The 14,878-nt window shown below is 70.7% G+C and carries 17 protein-coding genes; 11 read left to right on the plus strand and 6 right to left on the minus strand.

Annotated elements, in window-relative coordinates:
* Window positions 1–88 precede the first annotated feature (88 nt).
* From IPK24_14170 to IPK24_14180, 3 genes are read right to left on the minus strand one after another with little or no spacing between them, the layout of a single operon-like run.
* Window positions 89–1,009, minus strand: coding sequence for a COX15/CtaA family protein (locus IPK24_14170; GenBank protein MBK8076670.1), 921 nt, complete (start codon window positions 1,007–1,009; stop codon window positions 89–91).
* Window positions 1,010–1,028: 19 nt separating this feature from the next.
* Window positions 1,029–1,766 carry an ABC transporter permease gene (locus IPK24_14175; GenBank protein ID MBK8076671.1) on the minus strand — a complete coding sequence of 246 codons (738 nt, stop codon included), beginning with the start codon at window positions 1,764–1,766 and terminating at the stop codon, window positions 1,029–1,031.
* Window positions 1,763–2,704: an ABC transporter ATP-binding protein gene (locus IPK24_14180; GenBank protein ID MBK8076672.1), complete on the minus strand. Its 942-nt coding sequence runs from the start codon at window positions 2,702–2,704 to the stop codon at window positions 1,763–1,765. Before IPK24_14180 ends, IPK24_14175 begins: the two co-directional genes overlap by 4 nt.
* Window positions 2,705–2,799: 95 nt before the next feature.
* Here IPK24_14180 and IPK24_14185 point away from each other — a divergent pair, with 95 nt between their 5' ends.
* The 11 genes from IPK24_14185 (at window position 2,800) to lysA (ending at window position 12,597) form a co-directional block, all read left to right on the plus strand.
* Window positions 2,800–3,564, plus strand: coding sequence for a MarR family transcriptional regulator (locus IPK24_14185; GenBank protein MBK8076673.1), 765 nt, complete (start codon window positions 2,800–2,802; stop codon window positions 3,562–3,564).
* Window positions 3,561–4,973, plus strand: coding sequence for a Fe-S cluster assembly protein SufB (gene sufB, locus IPK24_14190; GenBank protein ID MBK8076674.1), 1,413 nt, complete (start codon window positions 3,561–3,563; stop codon window positions 4,971–4,973). Before IPK24_14185 ends, sufB begins: the two co-directional genes overlap by 4 nt.
* Window positions 4,973–6,259: a Fe-S cluster assembly protein SufD gene (gene sufD / locus IPK24_14195; protein MBK8076675.1), complete on the plus strand. Its 1,287-nt coding sequence runs from the start codon at window positions 4,973–4,975 to the stop codon at window positions 6,257–6,259. Before sufB ends, sufD begins: the two co-directional genes overlap by 1 nt.
* On the plus strand, window positions 6,256–6,591 hold the full coding sequence (locus IPK24_14200) for a non-heme iron oxygenase ferredoxin subunit (protein ID MBK8076676.1): 336 nt from the start codon (window positions 6,256–6,258) through the stop codon (window positions 6,589–6,591). The genes sufD and IPK24_14200 overlap by 4 nt, the downstream gene beginning before the upstream one ends.
* Entirely contained in the window at window positions 6,592–7,359 is a 768-nt protein-coding gene (sufC, locus tag IPK24_14205) for a Fe-S cluster assembly ATPase SufC (GenBank protein ID MBK8076677.1), read from the plus strand.
* 53 nt (window positions 7,360–7,412) lie between these two features.
* Complete coding sequence (gene sufS, locus IPK24_14210; GenBank protein MBK8076678.1) at window positions 7,413–8,708, plus strand: SufS family cysteine desulfurase; 1,296 nt, start codon at window positions 7,413–7,415, stop codon at window positions 8,706–8,708.
* Entirely contained in the window at window positions 8,708–9,220 is a 513-nt protein-coding gene (locus IPK24_14215) for an SUF system NifU family Fe-S cluster assembly protein (protein MBK8076679.1), read from the plus strand. Before sufS ends, IPK24_14215 begins: the two co-directional genes overlap by 1 nt.
* Window positions 9,217–9,555, plus strand: coding sequence for a metal-sulfur cluster assembly factor (locus IPK24_14220; GenBank protein ID MBK8076680.1), 339 nt, complete (start codon window positions 9,217–9,219; stop codon window positions 9,553–9,555). Before IPK24_14215 ends, IPK24_14220 begins: the two co-directional genes overlap by 4 nt.
* A gap of 2 nt (window positions 9,556–9,557) precedes the next feature.
* Complete coding sequence (locus IPK24_14225; protein MBK8076681.1) at window positions 9,558–10,235, plus strand: hypothetical protein; 678 nt, start codon at window positions 9,558–9,560, stop codon at window positions 10,233–10,235.
* A 138-nt stretch (window positions 10,236–10,373) separates the two neighbouring features.
* Complete coding sequence (locus tag IPK24_14230) at window positions 10,374–11,129, plus strand: SDR family oxidoreductase (protein ID MBK8076682.1); 756 nt, start codon at window positions 10,374–10,376, stop codon at window positions 11,127–11,129.
* A 46-nt stretch (window positions 11,130–11,175) separates the two neighbouring features.
* Window positions 11,176–12,597 carry a diaminopimelate decarboxylase gene (gene lysA, locus IPK24_14235; GenBank protein MBK8076683.1) on the plus strand — a complete coding sequence of 474 codons (1,422 nt, stop codon included), beginning with the start codon at window positions 11,176–11,178 and terminating at the stop codon, window positions 12,595–12,597.
* A 3-nt stretch (window positions 12,598–12,600) separates the two neighbouring features.
* Here lysA and IPK24_14240 read toward each other — a convergent pair whose 3' ends face one another.
* Genes IPK24_14240 through IPK24_14250 form a run of 3 tightly spaced genes read right to left on the minus strand, consistent with a single transcriptional unit; the run spans window position 12,601 to window position 14,870 of the window.
* Window positions 12,601–13,563 (minus strand): alpha/beta hydrolase, encoded by a 963-nt coding sequence (locus tag IPK24_14240; protein ID MBK8076684.1) that lies wholly within the window; start codon window positions 13,561–13,563, stop codon window positions 12,601–12,603.
* Between the two features lie 27 nt (window positions 13,564–13,590).
* Window positions 13,591–14,193, minus strand: a complete 603-nt coding sequence (locus IPK24_14245) for an energy-coupling factor transporter transmembrane protein EcfT (GenBank protein ID MBK8076685.1) — start codon at window positions 14,191–14,193, stop codon at window positions 13,591–13,593.
* Window positions 14,190–14,870, minus strand: a complete 681-nt coding sequence (locus tag IPK24_14250) for an ABC transporter ATP-binding protein (GenBank protein MBK8076686.1) — start codon at window positions 14,868–14,870, stop codon at window positions 14,190–14,192. Before IPK24_14250 ends, IPK24_14245 begins: the two co-directional genes overlap by 4 nt.
* Between the last annotated feature and the right edge of the window lie 8 nt (window positions 14,871–14,878).

Consider the following 14,878-nt stretch of genomic DNA (forward strand, 5'->3'; position numbering starts at 1 on the left):
CGTGATCATGCAATCCGTGCACGCTCGTGAAGAGCTTCACGAGCGTGCACGGATTGCATGATCACCGAGTCAGTGAGGTCGCCGGGGGTCAGCGAGTGCGGGGGTATCGGCGTAGCGTCTCGACCATCGCGGTGACCGGGATGACGATCAGACCGGCGAGCAGCATGTGCACCGCCACCACACCCCACGGCAGGCCAGTGGCGTACTGCACGTAGCCCACCACGCCCTGCACCACGGCGATGCCGAAGGCGATGTGTGCCCAGCGGTACAGCGCCCCGGTGGCGCCGGCGCGGCGCAGGATCACGAGCAGCGACACCAGCCCGATGACGAAGATCCAGACGGACCCCGAGTGGATCATGCTCACCAGACGAGGGTCGAAGCCGAAGCGAGCTGGGGTGTCGGCGTCCCCGGAGTGCGGACCCGATCCGGTGACCACGGTGCCCAGCACCAGCACGGCGCTGCCGCTGGCTGCTGCCAGCGATACCAGCGGCCGGGCCACGGCAGGTGGGGCCGATTCGGCGAAGGGTGCCCGCGGCGGCAGGCTCAACCACAGCCAGGTCGAGATCGCGATCGAGACCATCGACAGCAGCAGGTGGGCCGCCACGATGGACGGCGACAGGTCGAGCAGCACCGTCACGCCACCGAGCACTGCTTGGGCCACCACCAGCAGCAGGGGCAGCGAGGCCGCCTTCCACTGCTGACGGTTGACCCGCACAACCGTCACCAACACCGCGATGGCTGCGGCGGTGAGCAGGAACGTCAGGGTGCGGTTACCGAACTCGATGTTCTTGTGATAGCCCTCGGCCTGGTGCGCCACCGGGGTGAAGGAGCCCGGCGTGCACTGCGGCCAGGTCGGACAGCCCAGGCCCGATCCGGTGAGCCGAACCAGACCGCCGGTGAGCACGATCAGTACTTGAGAGACAAGGTTGGCCAGCAGCGCGATGCGCGCGGCGCCCCAGGGGGCGGAGGTCGACACGGAGAGCTGGTCCGGGGTTGTTCCGGTCGTCATGACTGCAGCCTAGAACTGCTCACTCCCAGCGGAAGAACCGGATCGTCATGGCCGTGGCCACAATCGTCCAGGCCGCCAGGACGAGTACGGCGAAACCGTCCCATCGACCGTCGATCAGCGCTGCTCGCAACCCGTCACCCAGGGCACCGGAGGGCAGCCAGCGGGCCACCTGTCCCCACGACCCCATGGCACTGCTCGGCGCGATCACGCCACCACCGGCGAGCAACAGCACCCAGGCCAGGTTCGCGCCCGCGAGCACCGCCTCGGCCCGCAGCGTGCCGGCGAGCAGCAGGCCCAGCGCCACGAAGGCGCCGGTGCCCAACAGGATCAGGACGACGGCGGCGCCCACCCCGGCCAGGCGCGGCTGCCAGCCGAGCGCCGTGGCCAGCACCCCGAGGACGACGACCTGCACCACCTCGACGGCCAGCACCGCCAGCATGCGGCCGGTGAGCAGCCCGCTGCGTCCCAGGGGGGTGGTGGCCAGCATCCGCAGCACACCGTGACGTCGGTCGAAGCCCGTCCCGATGGCCTGCCCGGTGAACGAGATCGACATCACCGCCAACGCGAGCACGCCGGGAGCGATCAGGTCCACCCAGTGCTCGCCGGGCTGCAGCCGAACCCCCGGCAGCGCCACCCGGCTGAGCAGGATCAGGATCAGCGAGGGAAGGATCATGGTCAGCAACAGCTGCTCGCCGTTGCGCAGCATGATCCGGGTGTCGAACTGCGCCTGGGCGAGCGCCCGGGCCGTGGCCGTCATCGCATCTCCCGTCCGGTCAGGTGCAAGAACACGTCCTCGAGGCTGCGCCGCCCCAGGGTCAGCCCTTCGGGCAACACGTGATGCGCCGCACACCACGCCGTGACCGCAGCCACCGCAGCGGCGTCCAGTGGGGAGTCGGGGTGGGACGACACCTTGTACTGACCTGCTGCGGTCTCGGCCACGGTGGCCCCGGCCGGCAACGCTGCGGCCAGATCGATCAGGTCGAGCCCGGCCGGCCCCGAGAAGGTCAGGGCGTCGGCCGAGCCACCGGTGAGCTCGGCCGGACTGCCCTCGGCGATCAGCCGGCCGCGATCGATCACGACCACGTGATCGGCGAGGGTCTCCGCCTCGTCCATCAAGTGGGTGGTGAGCACCACGCTGACCCCGCGCCCACTCAGTTCACGCACGATGTCCCAGACGGCGTGGCGCGACTGCGGGTCGAGGCCCGCCGTGGGCTCGTCCAGGAAGACCAGGTCGGGCCGGCCCACCAGGGCCAGTGCCATCGCCAGACGCTGCCGCTGGCCGCCGGACAGGCGTCGCACCATGGTGCGGGCGTGTTCGGTCAGGCCCAACCGGTGCATCAGCTCCGCGGGATCCTCGGGGTTCTCGTGGAGCGAGGCCACGTGCCGGAGCACCTCGCCGGCCCGGGCACCGGTGGGCAGCCCGCCGTCCTGCAGCATCACACCCACCCGGTGCCGCAGCCGACGGTGGTCGGCGACCGGGTCCAGACCGAGCACCCGTACCTGCCCGGAGGTGGCCTGCCGCAGGCCTTCGCAGCACTCGACGGTCGTGGTCTTGCCGGCTCCGTTGGGCCCCAGCAGGGCTGTCACCCGACCCAGCGGGGCGATCAGGCTCAATCCGTCGACCGCGATCCGGCCGTCCCGACCGCCGTAGCGGACCGTGAGCTCATCCAGCTGCAACGCGGCGTCCGGGGTCACGGTCGGCAGTCTAGGTCGGCACTGTTCCGTGCCCGTCCGGCGGGGCAACTCGAGCCCGAGTTGAGACGTGCCGCGATTAACGCAATACTTATGTCGTGAAATTCATCGGGCAGTCGCCACCGCTCCCCGAGAGCGACGAGCGCACCCGCGACCGCATCGCCCAGGTGGTGTTGCGCCGCGGGCCGGTGACCGTTGCCGACATCGCCGACCAGTTGGGCATGACCACGGCCGGCGTGCGGCGCCAGCTCGACCAGTTGCAGGCCGCCGGGCTGGTGACCACCTGGCAGACCACGGCCCCCCGTCAGCGGGGCCGAGGCCGCCCGGCGCGTGCCTTCGTCCTGACCGACACCGGTCACGCCGAGATGACCACCGGGTACGGCGACCTGGCCAACTCCGCGTTGCGGTACCTGTCCGATGTGGCCGGCCCGGACGCCGTCCGCCGCTTCGCCGACCTACGCGTCGCCGACCTCGAGCACCGCCACCGTGATGCCGTGGAGGCCGCGGGACAGAGCCCGTCGGACCGGGCGAGCGCGCTGGCCGAGGCGCTGTCGAGTGACGGCTATGCCGCCACCACCCGTCCCGTCCCCGTCCCGGCCACCGGAGCGGGTTCGCTCGGGGTCCAGTTGTGCCAGGGGCACTGCCCGGTGCAGGACGTCGCCCGCGAGTTCCCCGAGCTGTGCGAGGCCGAGACCGACGCATTCTCACGGCTGCTCGGGGTGCACGTGCAACGACTCGCCACCCTGGCCCACGGCGAGCACGTGTGCACCACCTACGTCCCCGAGAACCCCACGCCCCGCGAGTCCTCACCGAACCACCCGTCCTCAGCGCACCAGCCGTCCACCGAGAGGCAGAGCCGATGACCACCACAGCCCGCCCCGAACTCGAGGGCCTCGGCCGCTACGAGTACGGCTGGGCCGACCCGGACGCCGCGGGTGCCACCGCTCGTCGAGGGTTGAACGAAGAGGTCGTGCGCAACATCTCGGCGCTCAAGAACGAGCCGGACTGGATGCTCGAGATGCGGCTCAAGGGCCTGCGGCTGTTCGGCCGCAAGCCGATGCCGACCTGGGGCAGCGACCTCAGCGGCATCGACTTCGACAACATCAAGTACTTCGTGCGCTCCACCGAGAAGCAGGCCACCACGTGGGAGGAGCTGCCCGAGGACATCAAGCGCACCTACGACCGGCTGGGCATCCCCGAGGCCGAGAAGCAGCGGCTGATCGCGGGGGTGGCAGCCCAGTACGAGTCCGAGGTGGTCTACCACCAGATCCGCGAGGACCTGGAGGAGAAGGGCGTGCTGTTCCTCGACACCGACACCGCCCTGCGAGAGCACGAGGACCTGTTCCGCGAGAACTTCGCCACCGTGATCCCGGTGGGCGACAACAAGTTCGCTGCCCTGAACACGGCGGTCTGGTCGGGTGGGTCGTTCATCTACGTGCCCAAGGGCGTGCAGGTCGAGATCCCGCTGCAGGCCTATTTCCGGATCAACACCGAGAACATGGGCCAGTTCGAGCGGACGCTGATCATCGCCGACGAGGGCTCGTACGTGCACTACGTCGAGGGATGTACCGCCCCGATCTACAAGTCCGACTCGCTGCACTCGGCCGTGGTCGAGATCATCGTGAAGAAGGACGCCCGGGTGCGGTACACGACCATTCAGAACTGGTCGAACAACGTCTACAACCTGGTGACCAAGCGAGCCGTCGCCCAGGCCGGCGCGACCATGGAATGGGTCGACGGCAACATCGGCTCCAAGGTGACCATGAAGTACCCCGCCGTGTTCCTGATGGGCGAGCACGCCACGGGGGAGACCCTCTCGATCGCCTTCGCCGGTGAGGGCCAGCACCAGGACGCCGGCGCCAAGATGGTCCACGCCGCCCCGCACACGTCGTCCTCGATCGTGTCGAAGTCGGTGGCTCGCGGCGGTGGCCGAACCTCCTACCGGGGCCTGGTGCAGGTGCTCGAGGGTTCTCACCACAGCGCCTCGACGGTGCGCTGCGATGCCCTGCTGGTCGACACCATCAGCCGCTCGGACACCTACCCCTACGTCGACGTCCGTGAGGACGACGTGCGCATGGGCCACGAGGCCACGGTCTCGAAGGTGAGCGACGACCAGCTCTTCTACCTGATGTCGCGCGGCATGAGCGAGGAGGAGGCGATGGCGATGATCGTGCGTGGCTTCGTCGAGCCCATCGCCCGGGAGCTGCCGATGGAGTACGCCCTGGAGTTGAACCGATTGATCGAGCTGCAGATGGAAGGGGCAGTCGGCTGATGACGGCCACCACGACAGGCACCGAGGCCGCCGCGGCGGGGGAGGACGCCGGGAAGCAGACACCGACCCCGGCCGCAGCCGGGGTGGCCCGGCCGCACACCCACCATCTGGGGGTGCCCGACCAGTCGCGCGCCGAACGTCGCACCAGCTTCGACCCGGCCGACTTCGCTGTGCCCTCGGGCCGCGAGGAGGACTGGCGGTTCACGCCGATGGACCGCCTGCACGAGCTGCACGCCGGGGCACCCGCCCGGGGCGAGCCCGCCCGGGTGAGCATCGATGCCGCCGAGGGCGTTCAGGTCGAGGTCGTCGGTCGAGACGACGTCCGACTGGGCCGGTGCGGTGCGCCGGAGGATCGCGTCGCCGCCCGGGCCTGGGCCGGTTTCGGCGAGGCGCTGGTGGTGACCGTTCCTCGGGGCCTGGACGTCGTCCGGCCCACGACGGTGGCGATCGCCGGTCAGGGTGGCCTGCAGTACGCCCACGTGGCCGTGTTGGCCCAGGCGCAGTCGCGCGGTGTGGTCGTGCTCGACCACACCGGCACCGAGACCGTCGCGGTGAACGTCGAGATCGATGTGGCCGATGCCGCCGAGCTGACCGTGGTGAGCATCCAGGACTGGGACGCCGCGGCGGTGCACCTGTCCGGGCATCGCATCCGGCTGGGCCGTGACGCACGGCTGAAGCACGTCGTGGTCACCCTGGGCGGGGACGTCGTCCGGATCGCGCCGTCGGTCGCCTTCGCCGGCCCCGGCGCCGAGGTCGAGTTGCTCGGGCTGTACTTCGCCGACGCCGGCCAGCACCTGGAGCACCGGTTGTTCGTCGACCACGGGATGCCGAACTGCCGCAGCAACGTGATCTACAAGGGCGCGCTGCAGGGTGCGAACGCTCATACCGTCTGGGTGGGCGATGTGCTGATCCGGGCCGAGGCAGACGGCACCGACACCTACGAGCTCAACCGCAACCTGGTGCTCACCGAGGGGGCCCGAGCCGACTCGGTGCCCAACCTCGAGATCGAGACCGGCCAGATCGTCGGCGCCGGCCATGCCAGCGCCACCGGCCGGTTCGACGACGAGCAGTTGTTCTACCTGCAGGCCCGCGGCATCCCGGCCGACGAGGCCCGGCGCATGGTGGTGCGGGCGTTCTTCGTCGAACTCTTGCAGCGGGTCGGCGTCCCCGAGCTCACCGAGCGACTGGAGTCGGCCATCGATGCCGAGCTGGCTGCGGGTAGCTCGACCGGAACGAACGGCACTGCGGGCTCGAACGGTACGACCGGCGAGGCGGGTGTCCGGTGAGCCCGCAGGTTGCGGTGGCGCTGGACGACGTGCCGAACCCGGGCGCGGTTCGGGTGATGCTGGACGGCGTGGCGGTGGCCGTGGTGCGTGATGCCCACGGCGAGGTGCACGCCATCGCCGACACCTGCTCACACGCCGACGTCTCGCTCGCCGAGGGCGAGGTCGAGGACTGTTCCATCGAGTGCTGGTTACACGGGTCGCGATTCGACCTGCGCACCGGCAAACCACTTGCGCTGCCGGCGATCCGGCCGGTGGCGGTCTACCCCGTGAGCCTCGAGGCCGGCCAGGTGCTGGTCGACGTGAGTGCCCCCCTGGTTCTGGAGGAGAGCTGAATGTCCACCCTGGAGATCCGTGACCTGCACGTGACCGTGGAGGCCGAGCAGGGAGTCAAGGAGATCCTCCGCGGGGTCGACCTGACCGTCCGCGCCGGTGAGACCCACGCCATCATGGGGCCGAACGGCTCGGGCAAGTCGACCCTGGCCTACTCGGTCGCGGGCCACCCCAAGTACACCGTGACGTCCGGCAGCATCACCCTGGACGGCGAGGACGTGCTCGCGATGTCCGTCGACGAGCGGGCGAGGGCCGGGCTGTTCCTGGCGATGCAGTACCCGGTCGAGGTGCCCGGGGTGACCGTGTCGAACTTCCTGCGGACCGCCAAGACCGCGATGGACGGCAAGGCGCCGGCACTGCGGCACTGGGTCAAGGACGTGCGCGCCGCCATGGACTCGTTGCGGATGGACCCGGCCTTCGCCGAGCGCAACGTCAACGAGGGTTTCTCGGGCGGAGAGAAGAAGCGCCACGAGATCCTGCAGCTCGAGCTGTTGAAGCCGAAGATCGCGATTCTGGACGAGACCGACTCCGGCCTGGACGTCGACGCGTTGCGAGTGGTCTCCGAAGGGGTGAACCGGGCCGCCGCGGGTGGCGACCTGGGCGTGCTGCTGATCACCCACTACACCCGCATCCTGAACTACATCCGGCCCGACTTCGTGCACGTCTTCGTCGACGGCCAGATCGCCGAGGAGGGCGGACCCGAGCTCGCCGAGCGGCTCGAGGCCGAGGGCTATGACCGGTTCACCGGGGCGGGGGCTGCCACCTCGTGAGCACGACGCTGGCCGATCACGCGAGCAGCGGCACGGCACCGGGGACGAGACCGGTGCCGGGCTCGTCGACGGATGCGCGACCCTTCGACGCGGCCGAACTGGCCGCGATCCGGGCCGACTTCCCGTTGTTGTCCCGCGAGGTGCACGGCTTCCCGCTGGCCTACCTCGACTCCGGGGCCACCTCGCAGCGGCCGCGCGCCGTCCTGGACGCCGAGCGCGAGTTCCTGGAGCGCTCGAACGCCGCGGTGCACCGGGGCGCGCACACCGTCGCCGAGGAGGCGACCATCGCCTACGAGGATGCCCGGGTCGCGGTCGCCTCCTTCGTCGGGCGGGGCGAGGACGAGCTGGTCTGGACCCGCAACGCCACCGAGGCGCTCAACCTGGTCACGTACGGACTGTCGGCCGGGCCCGGCTCGGGTCCGTTGGCCCTGGGCCCGGGTGACGAGGTGCTGGTCACCGAGATGGAACACCATGCCAACCTGGTGCCCTGGCAGCAGGCCTGTGCCCGGTCGGGTGCCACGTTGCGCTGGATCGGGCTGACCGATGACGGCCGGCTCGACCTGACCACGCTCGACGAGCTGGTCACGGCGCGCACCAAGGTGCTGGCCTTCACGCACGTCTCGAACGTGCTGGGCACGGTCAATCCGGTGGCCGAGCTGGTCGCCCGGGCGCGGGCCGTCGGCGCGCTCACCGTGGTGGACGCCTGCCAGTCGGTGCCGCACCTGGGGGTCGACTTCGCCGCACTGGGTGTTGATCTGGCAGCCTTCTCGGCGCACAAGATGCTCGGCCCCAACGGAATCGGCGCCCTGGCCGGACGCCGCGAGGTGCTCGACGCGCTGCCGCCGTTCATCACCGGGGGCTCGATGGTCGAGAAGGTGACCATGGAGGCCACCACCTTCCGTGAACCGCCCCAGAAGTTCGAGGCCGGCACCCCACCGGTGAGCCAGGCCGTGGCCTGGCACGCCGCCGTCCGCTACCTGCAGACGATCGGGATCGACCGGGTCGCCGCGCACGAGCACTCCCTCACCGAGCGGCTGCTCGCGGGCGTGGCACAGGTCGCCGGCGTCCGCGTGCTCGGCCCGACCCTGGACGACGCCGGTCGGGCTGTCGACCGCTCGGGCGCGGTGAGCGTCGTGGTCGACGGGGTGCACCCGCACGACGTCGGGCAGTACCTGGACAGCCGCGGCATCGCCGTCCGGGTGGGTCACCACTGCGCTCAGCCGGTGCACCGCCGCTACGGCGCCACCGCGAGCACCCGGGCGAGCCTCTACCTGCACTCCACCGCCGACGAGGTCGACCGGTTCGTCCAGACCTTGGCCGAGGTGCGCGGCTACTTCGGGGTGGCGTGATGAGCTCTCTGGATCAGATGTACCAGCAGGTCATCCTCGACCACGCCAAGGAGCGCCACGGCCGCGGGCTACGCGATGTCGCCGCGGCCTCGCTCGGCGAGTCCAAGCAGTACAACCCGCTGTGTGGCGACGAGGTCACCGTGCGGGTCGCCCTGGCCGATCTGGCGAGCGGGGCACCGAAGGTGCTCGACGTCTCGTGGGACGGCGAGGGCTGTTCGATCAGCCAGGCCTCGGTGTCGGTGTTGCACGACCTGCTCACCGGTCATCCGCTGGCCGAGGCCGAAGAGGTCGTCGACGCCTTCCGCACCATGATCCGTTCGCGCGGTGAGGTCGAGGGCGACGAGGACGTGCTCGGCGATGGCGTCGCGTTCCACGGTGTCAGCCGACTGGTGAGCCGCGTGAAGTGCGCGATGCTGGGTTGGACGGCGTTCGAGGCGGCCGTCCTGGCGGCACGGGCGGCGTCGGGGGCCGAGACTGCACCCGTTGAATCCGTGACCGAGGAGAACCGATGACCGAGCCCGCCACCACCGTTCCCACGCCGGCGAACGTCGCCGACGTCGAGGAGGCGCTGCACGATGTCGTCGACCCCGAGCTCGGCATCAACGTGGTCGACCTGGGCCTGGTCTACGGCGTCACCATCGACCAGAACAACCAGGCCATCATCGACATGACCCTGACCTCGGCCGCCTGCCCGCTCACCGACGTGATCGAGGAGCAGGCCCATCAGGCACTCGAGGGGCTGGTCAGCGGTACCCGGATCAACTGGGTCTGGATGCCGCCGTGGGGTCCGGACAAGATCACCGATGACGGTCGTGACCAGTTGCGGGCACTCGGCTTCAACGTCTGAGGGTGAGCGCGTCGCCGGCCCGGACGGTCAGCGTCGAGGCGTCCCGGCTGGCCCGCTGGGTGGCGGGGTTCGGCGACCGCCACGGTGGGTTCGAGTGGGCCGGCTCGGCAGCGGGTTTCACGCTGCTCGGGGCTGACGGTGAGCGGGCCGAGGGTGTGCTGCCGTATCCGCCGTGGTCGGGCGGCACGCTGGACGACGCCGAGGCTCACCTGAAGGCGACGCGACGAACGGTGGTGCTGATCGTGCGGCGCGGCGGGTACGCCTGTGCCGTCGTCCAGCACGGGCCGCCCGGCGCGGAGATCACCGCCTCGAAGGTGGGCTCGCGGCATGTGCAGGGCCGCACCGCGGCCGGCGGCTGGTCGCAGCAGCGGTTCGCGCGCCGCCGGGCCAAGCAGGCCGACGAGTTGGTGCACGCCGTGGCCGAGCACGCCGCCCGGCTGCTGGTGCCGGCAGTCGATCCGTCGGTCTGGTTGGCGACCGGAGGCGACAAACCCCTCGTGGGCGAGGTCCTCGGCGACCCCCGGCTGACGCCGCTGACCCGCCTGCCGACCTGGGGCCATATGGCGGTCGGAGATCCCGACCGCCGCCTCGTCGAGGCGCTGCCCGGCCGACTCACCGCCGTCCCCGTCACCCTGTTCCCACCTCCAACCCCCGACAACCAACCCCCGACAACCCGCTGATGCTCCGCGGGTGACACCTCGATGCTCCGCTGAGACCGCGTCGGGGCGTTCGCCGGGGAGCATGAAGCGTTCCCTGCGGAGCATGAGCGGGTTTGGTGGGGTGCCTGGCATGCTGAGCAACCCGGACGAGGAGGGCTCATGAGTGATGCGGCACGCGTGGTTCTGATCACCGGAGCGAGCCGGGGGATCGGGGCGGCGACGGCCCGGCTGGCGGCCCGGCGCGGCTGGGACGTGGCGATCAACTACGCCCGGGACCTGGCCTCCGCCGAGGCCGTGGCGGCCGACGTGCGCGCGGCCGGACGGCGCGCCGTCCTGGTGCGAGCGGACGTCGCCGACCCGGCAGCGGTCAAGGCCATGTTCCTACGCGTGGACGCCGAGCTGGGCCGGTTGACCGACCTGGTGAACAACGCCGGGATCGTCGATGCGAGCTCGCGCTTCGACCAGATGAGCCTGCCCCGCCTGCGCCGAATGCTCGACGTGAACGTGCTCGGCACCATGCTCTGTGCTCAGGAGGCGGTGCGCCGGATCAGCACCCGCCACGGCGGGCCGGGCGGTTCCATCGTCAACGTGTCGAGCGGGGCGGCCCGGATCGGCGCCCCCGGCGTCTACATCGACTACGCCGCCAGCAAGGCTGCGGTCGACACCTTCACCCTGGGGCTGGGCAAGGAGTTGGCCGGCGAGGGGGTCCGGGTGAACGCCGTCCGTCCGGGGGTGATCGACACCGAGATCCACGCTGCCTCAGGCGATCCCGACCGGGCGCTGACCATGGGTCCGAGCCTGCCGATGGGACGTGCCGGTCGGCCGGACGAGATCGCGAACGCCATCGTGTGGCTGATGTCCGACGAGGCGAGCTATCTCACAGCGTCCATCGTCGACGTCACGGGCGGGCGCTGACCGCACCGACGGCTGCACTGCTCGGTGCTCACTAGACTCTCTGCCCATGCGAGCACACGAAGCCGGCGCCCTGCACGCCGAGGGATACGGCGGCCCACCCCAGTGGCTGCCGACGCCGGGTGACGTCTGTGCCCTGATGCCGCAGCTGTGGGCCCGCACCGTCTCGCGCAACGCCGACGGTGTGCTCGAGGTCGCCGGTGTCGATGTGCTCGCCCTCGCCCGCGAGTTCGGCACCCCGGCCTATGTCCTCGACGAGCAGGACTTCCGGCAGCGGGCGCACGCCATGCGGCACGACTTCGCCGCGCCCTTCGCACGGCTCTCCGGCCTGGACGTGTACTACGCCGGCAAGGCGTTCCTGAGCACCCAGGTCGCGCGCTGGGTCGCCGAGGAGGGCCTGGGCCTGGACGTGTGCTCCGCCGGTGAGCTCGCCGTCGCGATGCGCGCCGAGTTCCCGCCCGAGCGCATCGGCATGCACGGCAACAACAAGTCGGCCGCCGAGCTCGAGCTGGCCGTGCGGTACGGCGTCGGCCGGATCATCGTCGACTCCTATGATGAGATCGAGCGGTTGGCCTCGATCGCCGCCGCGCAGGGCAAGCAGGTCTCGGTCATGGTGCGCGTCACCGCCGGTGTCGAGGCCCACACCCACAACTACATCGCCACCGCCCACGAGGACCAGAAGTTCGGCTTCTCGCTCGCCTCGGGGCACGCCGCCAAGGCGGTCGCGGCCGTTCTGGGCCACCCCGAGCTGCACCTGCTCGGCCTGCACAGCCACATCGGATCGCAGATCTTCGGCACCGACGGCTTCGAGCTGGCGGCGCGCCGGGTGGTCGGCCTGCACACGGACGTGGCCCGGGCGCACGGCTACGTCATGCCCGAGATCGATCTGGGCGGCGGTTTCGGGATCGCCTACACCTCGCAGCACGAGCCGGTTCCGCCCGCGGTGATGGGTGCCCAGCTCGCGACCATCATCGAGCGGGAGTGCCGGGTCGAGGGCGTCGCGGTGCCCCGGGTCTCGATCGAGCCGGGCCGGGCCATCGTCGGCCCGAGCACCTTCACCCTCTACGAGGTCGGCACGGTCAAGGTCGTCGACCTGGACGGCGGGTCGCAGCGCTGGTACGTCTCGGTGGACGGCGGGATGAGCGACAACATCCGCACCGCCCTCTACGAGGCCGACTACTCCTGCACCCTGGCCAACCGCTACTCGGCGGCCCCGCCTCGGCTGTCCCGCGTGGTCGGCAAGCACTGCGAGAGCGGCGACATCGTCGTGATGGACGAGTACCTGCCGGCCGACGTCCAGCCCGGCGACCTGATCGCCGTCCCGGGAACCGGTGCCTATTGCCGCTCGCTGTCGAACCAGTACAACCACGTGCCCCGCCCGCCGGTGGTGGCGGTGCGCAACGGCGAGGCCCGCGTGATCGTGCGGCGCGAGACCATCGACGACCTGCTGGCCCTGGACGTCGACGCCTGACGATCAGGGCTGGTGCAGCGCGCGGCGCAGGGCTGCGATGCGCGTCGCCCGGATCCGGTGGGACAGTTCGGCGTCGACGGCGAAGTGCTCCGAGGCGTGATAGCTGCCGGGGTAGACGTGCAACTCGGTGGGCACGCCGGCCTGCATCAGCCGGGCTGCAAAGGCGATGTCCTCGTCCCGGAACAGGTCGACGGTGCCGACGTCGATGAAGGTCGGCGGCAGCCCGGTCAGGTCCTCGGCGCGGGCCGGCGCCGCGTAGCCGTCGGCCGCGGCGCCGCCGAGGTACCAGGCCCAGGCCTCGATGTTGCCGTCCCGATCCCAGATCCCGACGTCGGTGATCTCCTGACTGGACGGCGTCTCGTTGCGGTCGTCGATCATCGGGTAGATCGGCATCTGGAAACACACCTGCGGGTAACCCCGATCGCGTGCGGTGAGCACGGTGGCGATGGTCAACCCGCCGCCGGCGCTGCCGCCGTACACCGCGAGCCGGTCCGGGTCGATGCCGAGTTCAGCGGCCTGGCGAGCCGTCCAGACCAGTGCCGTGTAGCAGTCTTCCACGCCTGCGGGGTAAGGGTTCTCGGGCGCCAGCCGATAGTCCACCGAGACCACCACCGCACCGACCTCATCGCAGATCAGGGTCGCGACGTCGTCCTCGCCGTCCAGATCGCCCATGATCATTCCGCCACCGTGGATGAACAGCACCGCGGGCAGCACCCCTGCTGCCGCCACCGGGCGGTAGATCCGTACCCGCAACGTCGCGACGCCGTCCGGCCCGGGGATCGAGCAGTCCTCGCTGACCACGCGTGGATTCACCGGCACCTCGACGGCAGCCAACTGCGCGGTCAGCGCAGCGCGGCGGGCGACGATGTCGGTGATGGAGTTCAGCCCGCCGGGCATCTGCTCGAGCAGCGCATCGAGCGCGTCCCGGCTGGCAGGGTCGATCCGGTCGCGCGCCGAGCTCGTCATGGCCGCATGATGGCAGGCCACCACCGACTACCGGGCATCATCGACACCTCGGGCCACCAGTGCCTCGCCCAGACGGTCGGCGTAGCGCACGCTGCGGATCACGAACGGGACGGCGAACGCGCGCACCGACCGCTGCGCCCCCCGCGCAGCCCGCGCCTGCTGCACCTCGGTCGCGATCCCGGTCAACACCGGGACGGCGCGAATCGCCAAGGTGAGCACCAGCGCCACCCGCTCGGGGTGGATTCCCCAGCGGCGCAACGGGTTCAGCGCCCCCACCAGGGTGTCGATCAGGTCATCGGTGCGGGTCGTCAACGTGACCAGGCCCGCGCCGAGCACGGCCACCACGATGGAGCCGCACACCACCACCGCGGCTCGCCACCCCGCCGTCCAGACCTGCACCGCGCCCACCAACACCACCAGCCACCACAACGGCCGCAGCTGGGCCAGCACGGCTGCTGCCGGTAGCCGAGCTGCGGCCGCGGCCACCATCTCGACCGCCAGCGCCACCGCCACGGCCCACGGCCCGGCGAACAGCGTGAACGCGCTCAGCCCCAGTGCCAGCAAGAGCAGTTTGGCGCCGGCCGGTGCCCGGTGCAGCAACGAGTCGCCCGGCACGTACAAGCCGATCACGAGGCCGCCCGAGCCAGAGCGACATAGGCCGCGCGGGCGGCGTCCGGGGTGTCGTCGGCGACCACGCGGCCCTCGTGCACCACCAGCACCCGGTCGAAACCGTCCAACTGGTCCAGGTGATGGGTGACCAACACCAGGGCAGGCGCCATGCTCGCCAGCCGCTCACCGATCCGGCGGGCATTGCGGAGGTCGAGCAGCGTGGTCGGCTCGTCGCACACCACCAACGCCGGTTCGCTCACCAGCACACTGGCCAAGGCGAGCAACTGCTTCTCACCACCCGACAACAGGTGCGCGGGGGAGTCGGCCAGGTGCGCGATGCCGAAGTCCGCCAACTCCAGCAACGCCCGATCGTAGGCCTGCCGCTTGCCGAACCCCTTGTGCCGCAACGAGAACGCCACGTCCTCGACCGGGGTCGGCATGACGATCTGCGCGTCCGGATCGGTGAACACGAACCCGACCCGACGTCGGATCGCCGCCGCCTGCCGTGCGGTGTCCAGCCCGTCGACCCATACCCGCCCCGACGACGGCACCACCAGGGCGTTGATCAGCCGGGCCAGCGTCGACTTGCCCGATCCGTTCAGGCCGATCACGCCGACACGCCGCTCGGTCAGCGTGAGGTCGACGCCGTCGAGCACCTGCCGAGCCCCGATCCGGTGGCCGACCGCCTCGAATCGCACCGTGACGC

The sequence above is a fragment of the Kineosporiaceae bacterium genome, assembly GCA_016713225.1.
Lineage (GTDB): Bacteria > Actinomycetota > Actinomycetes > Actinomycetales > Kineosporiaceae > JADJPO01.

Bases quoted from the DNA above. Each gene is read 5' to 3' on its own strand.
- sufD (MBK8076675.1), top strand. From the start codon at position 4,973: ATGACGGCCACCACGACAGGCACCGAGGCCGCCGCGGCGGGGGAGGAC.
- sufB (MBK8076674.1), top strand. From the start codon at position 3,561: ATGACCACCACAGCCCGCCCCGAACTCGAGGGCCTCGGCCGCTACGAG.
- IPK24_14230 (MBK8076682.1), top strand. From the start codon at position 10,374: ATGAGTGATGCGGCACGCGTGGTTCTGATCACCGGAGCGAGCCGGGGG.
- lysA (MBK8076683.1), top strand. From the start codon at position 11,176: ATGCGAGCACACGAAGCCGGCGCCCTGCACGCCGAGGGATACGGCGGC.
- IPK24_14170 (MBK8076670.1), bottom strand. From the start codon at position 1,009: ATGACGACCGGAACAACCCCGGACCAGCTCTCCGTGTCGACCTCCGCC.
- sufC (MBK8076677.1), top strand. From the start codon at position 6,592: ATGTCCACCCTGGAGATCCGTGACCTGCACGTGACCGTGGAGGCCGAG.
- IPK24_14220 (MBK8076680.1), top strand. From the start codon at position 9,217: ATGACCGAGCCCGCCACCACCGTTCCCACGCCGGCGAACGTCGCCGAC.
- IPK24_14240 (MBK8076684.1), bottom strand. From the start codon at position 13,563: ATGACGAGCTCGGCGCGCGACCGGATCGACCCTGCCAGCCGGGACGCG.
- IPK24_14215 (MBK8076679.1), top strand. From the start codon at position 8,708: ATGAGCTCTCTGGATCAGATGTACCAGCAGGTCATCCTCGACCACGCC.
- IPK24_14175 (MBK8076671.1), bottom strand. From the start codon at position 1,766: ATGACGGCCACGGCCCGGGCGCTCGCCCAGGCGCAGTTCGACACCCGG.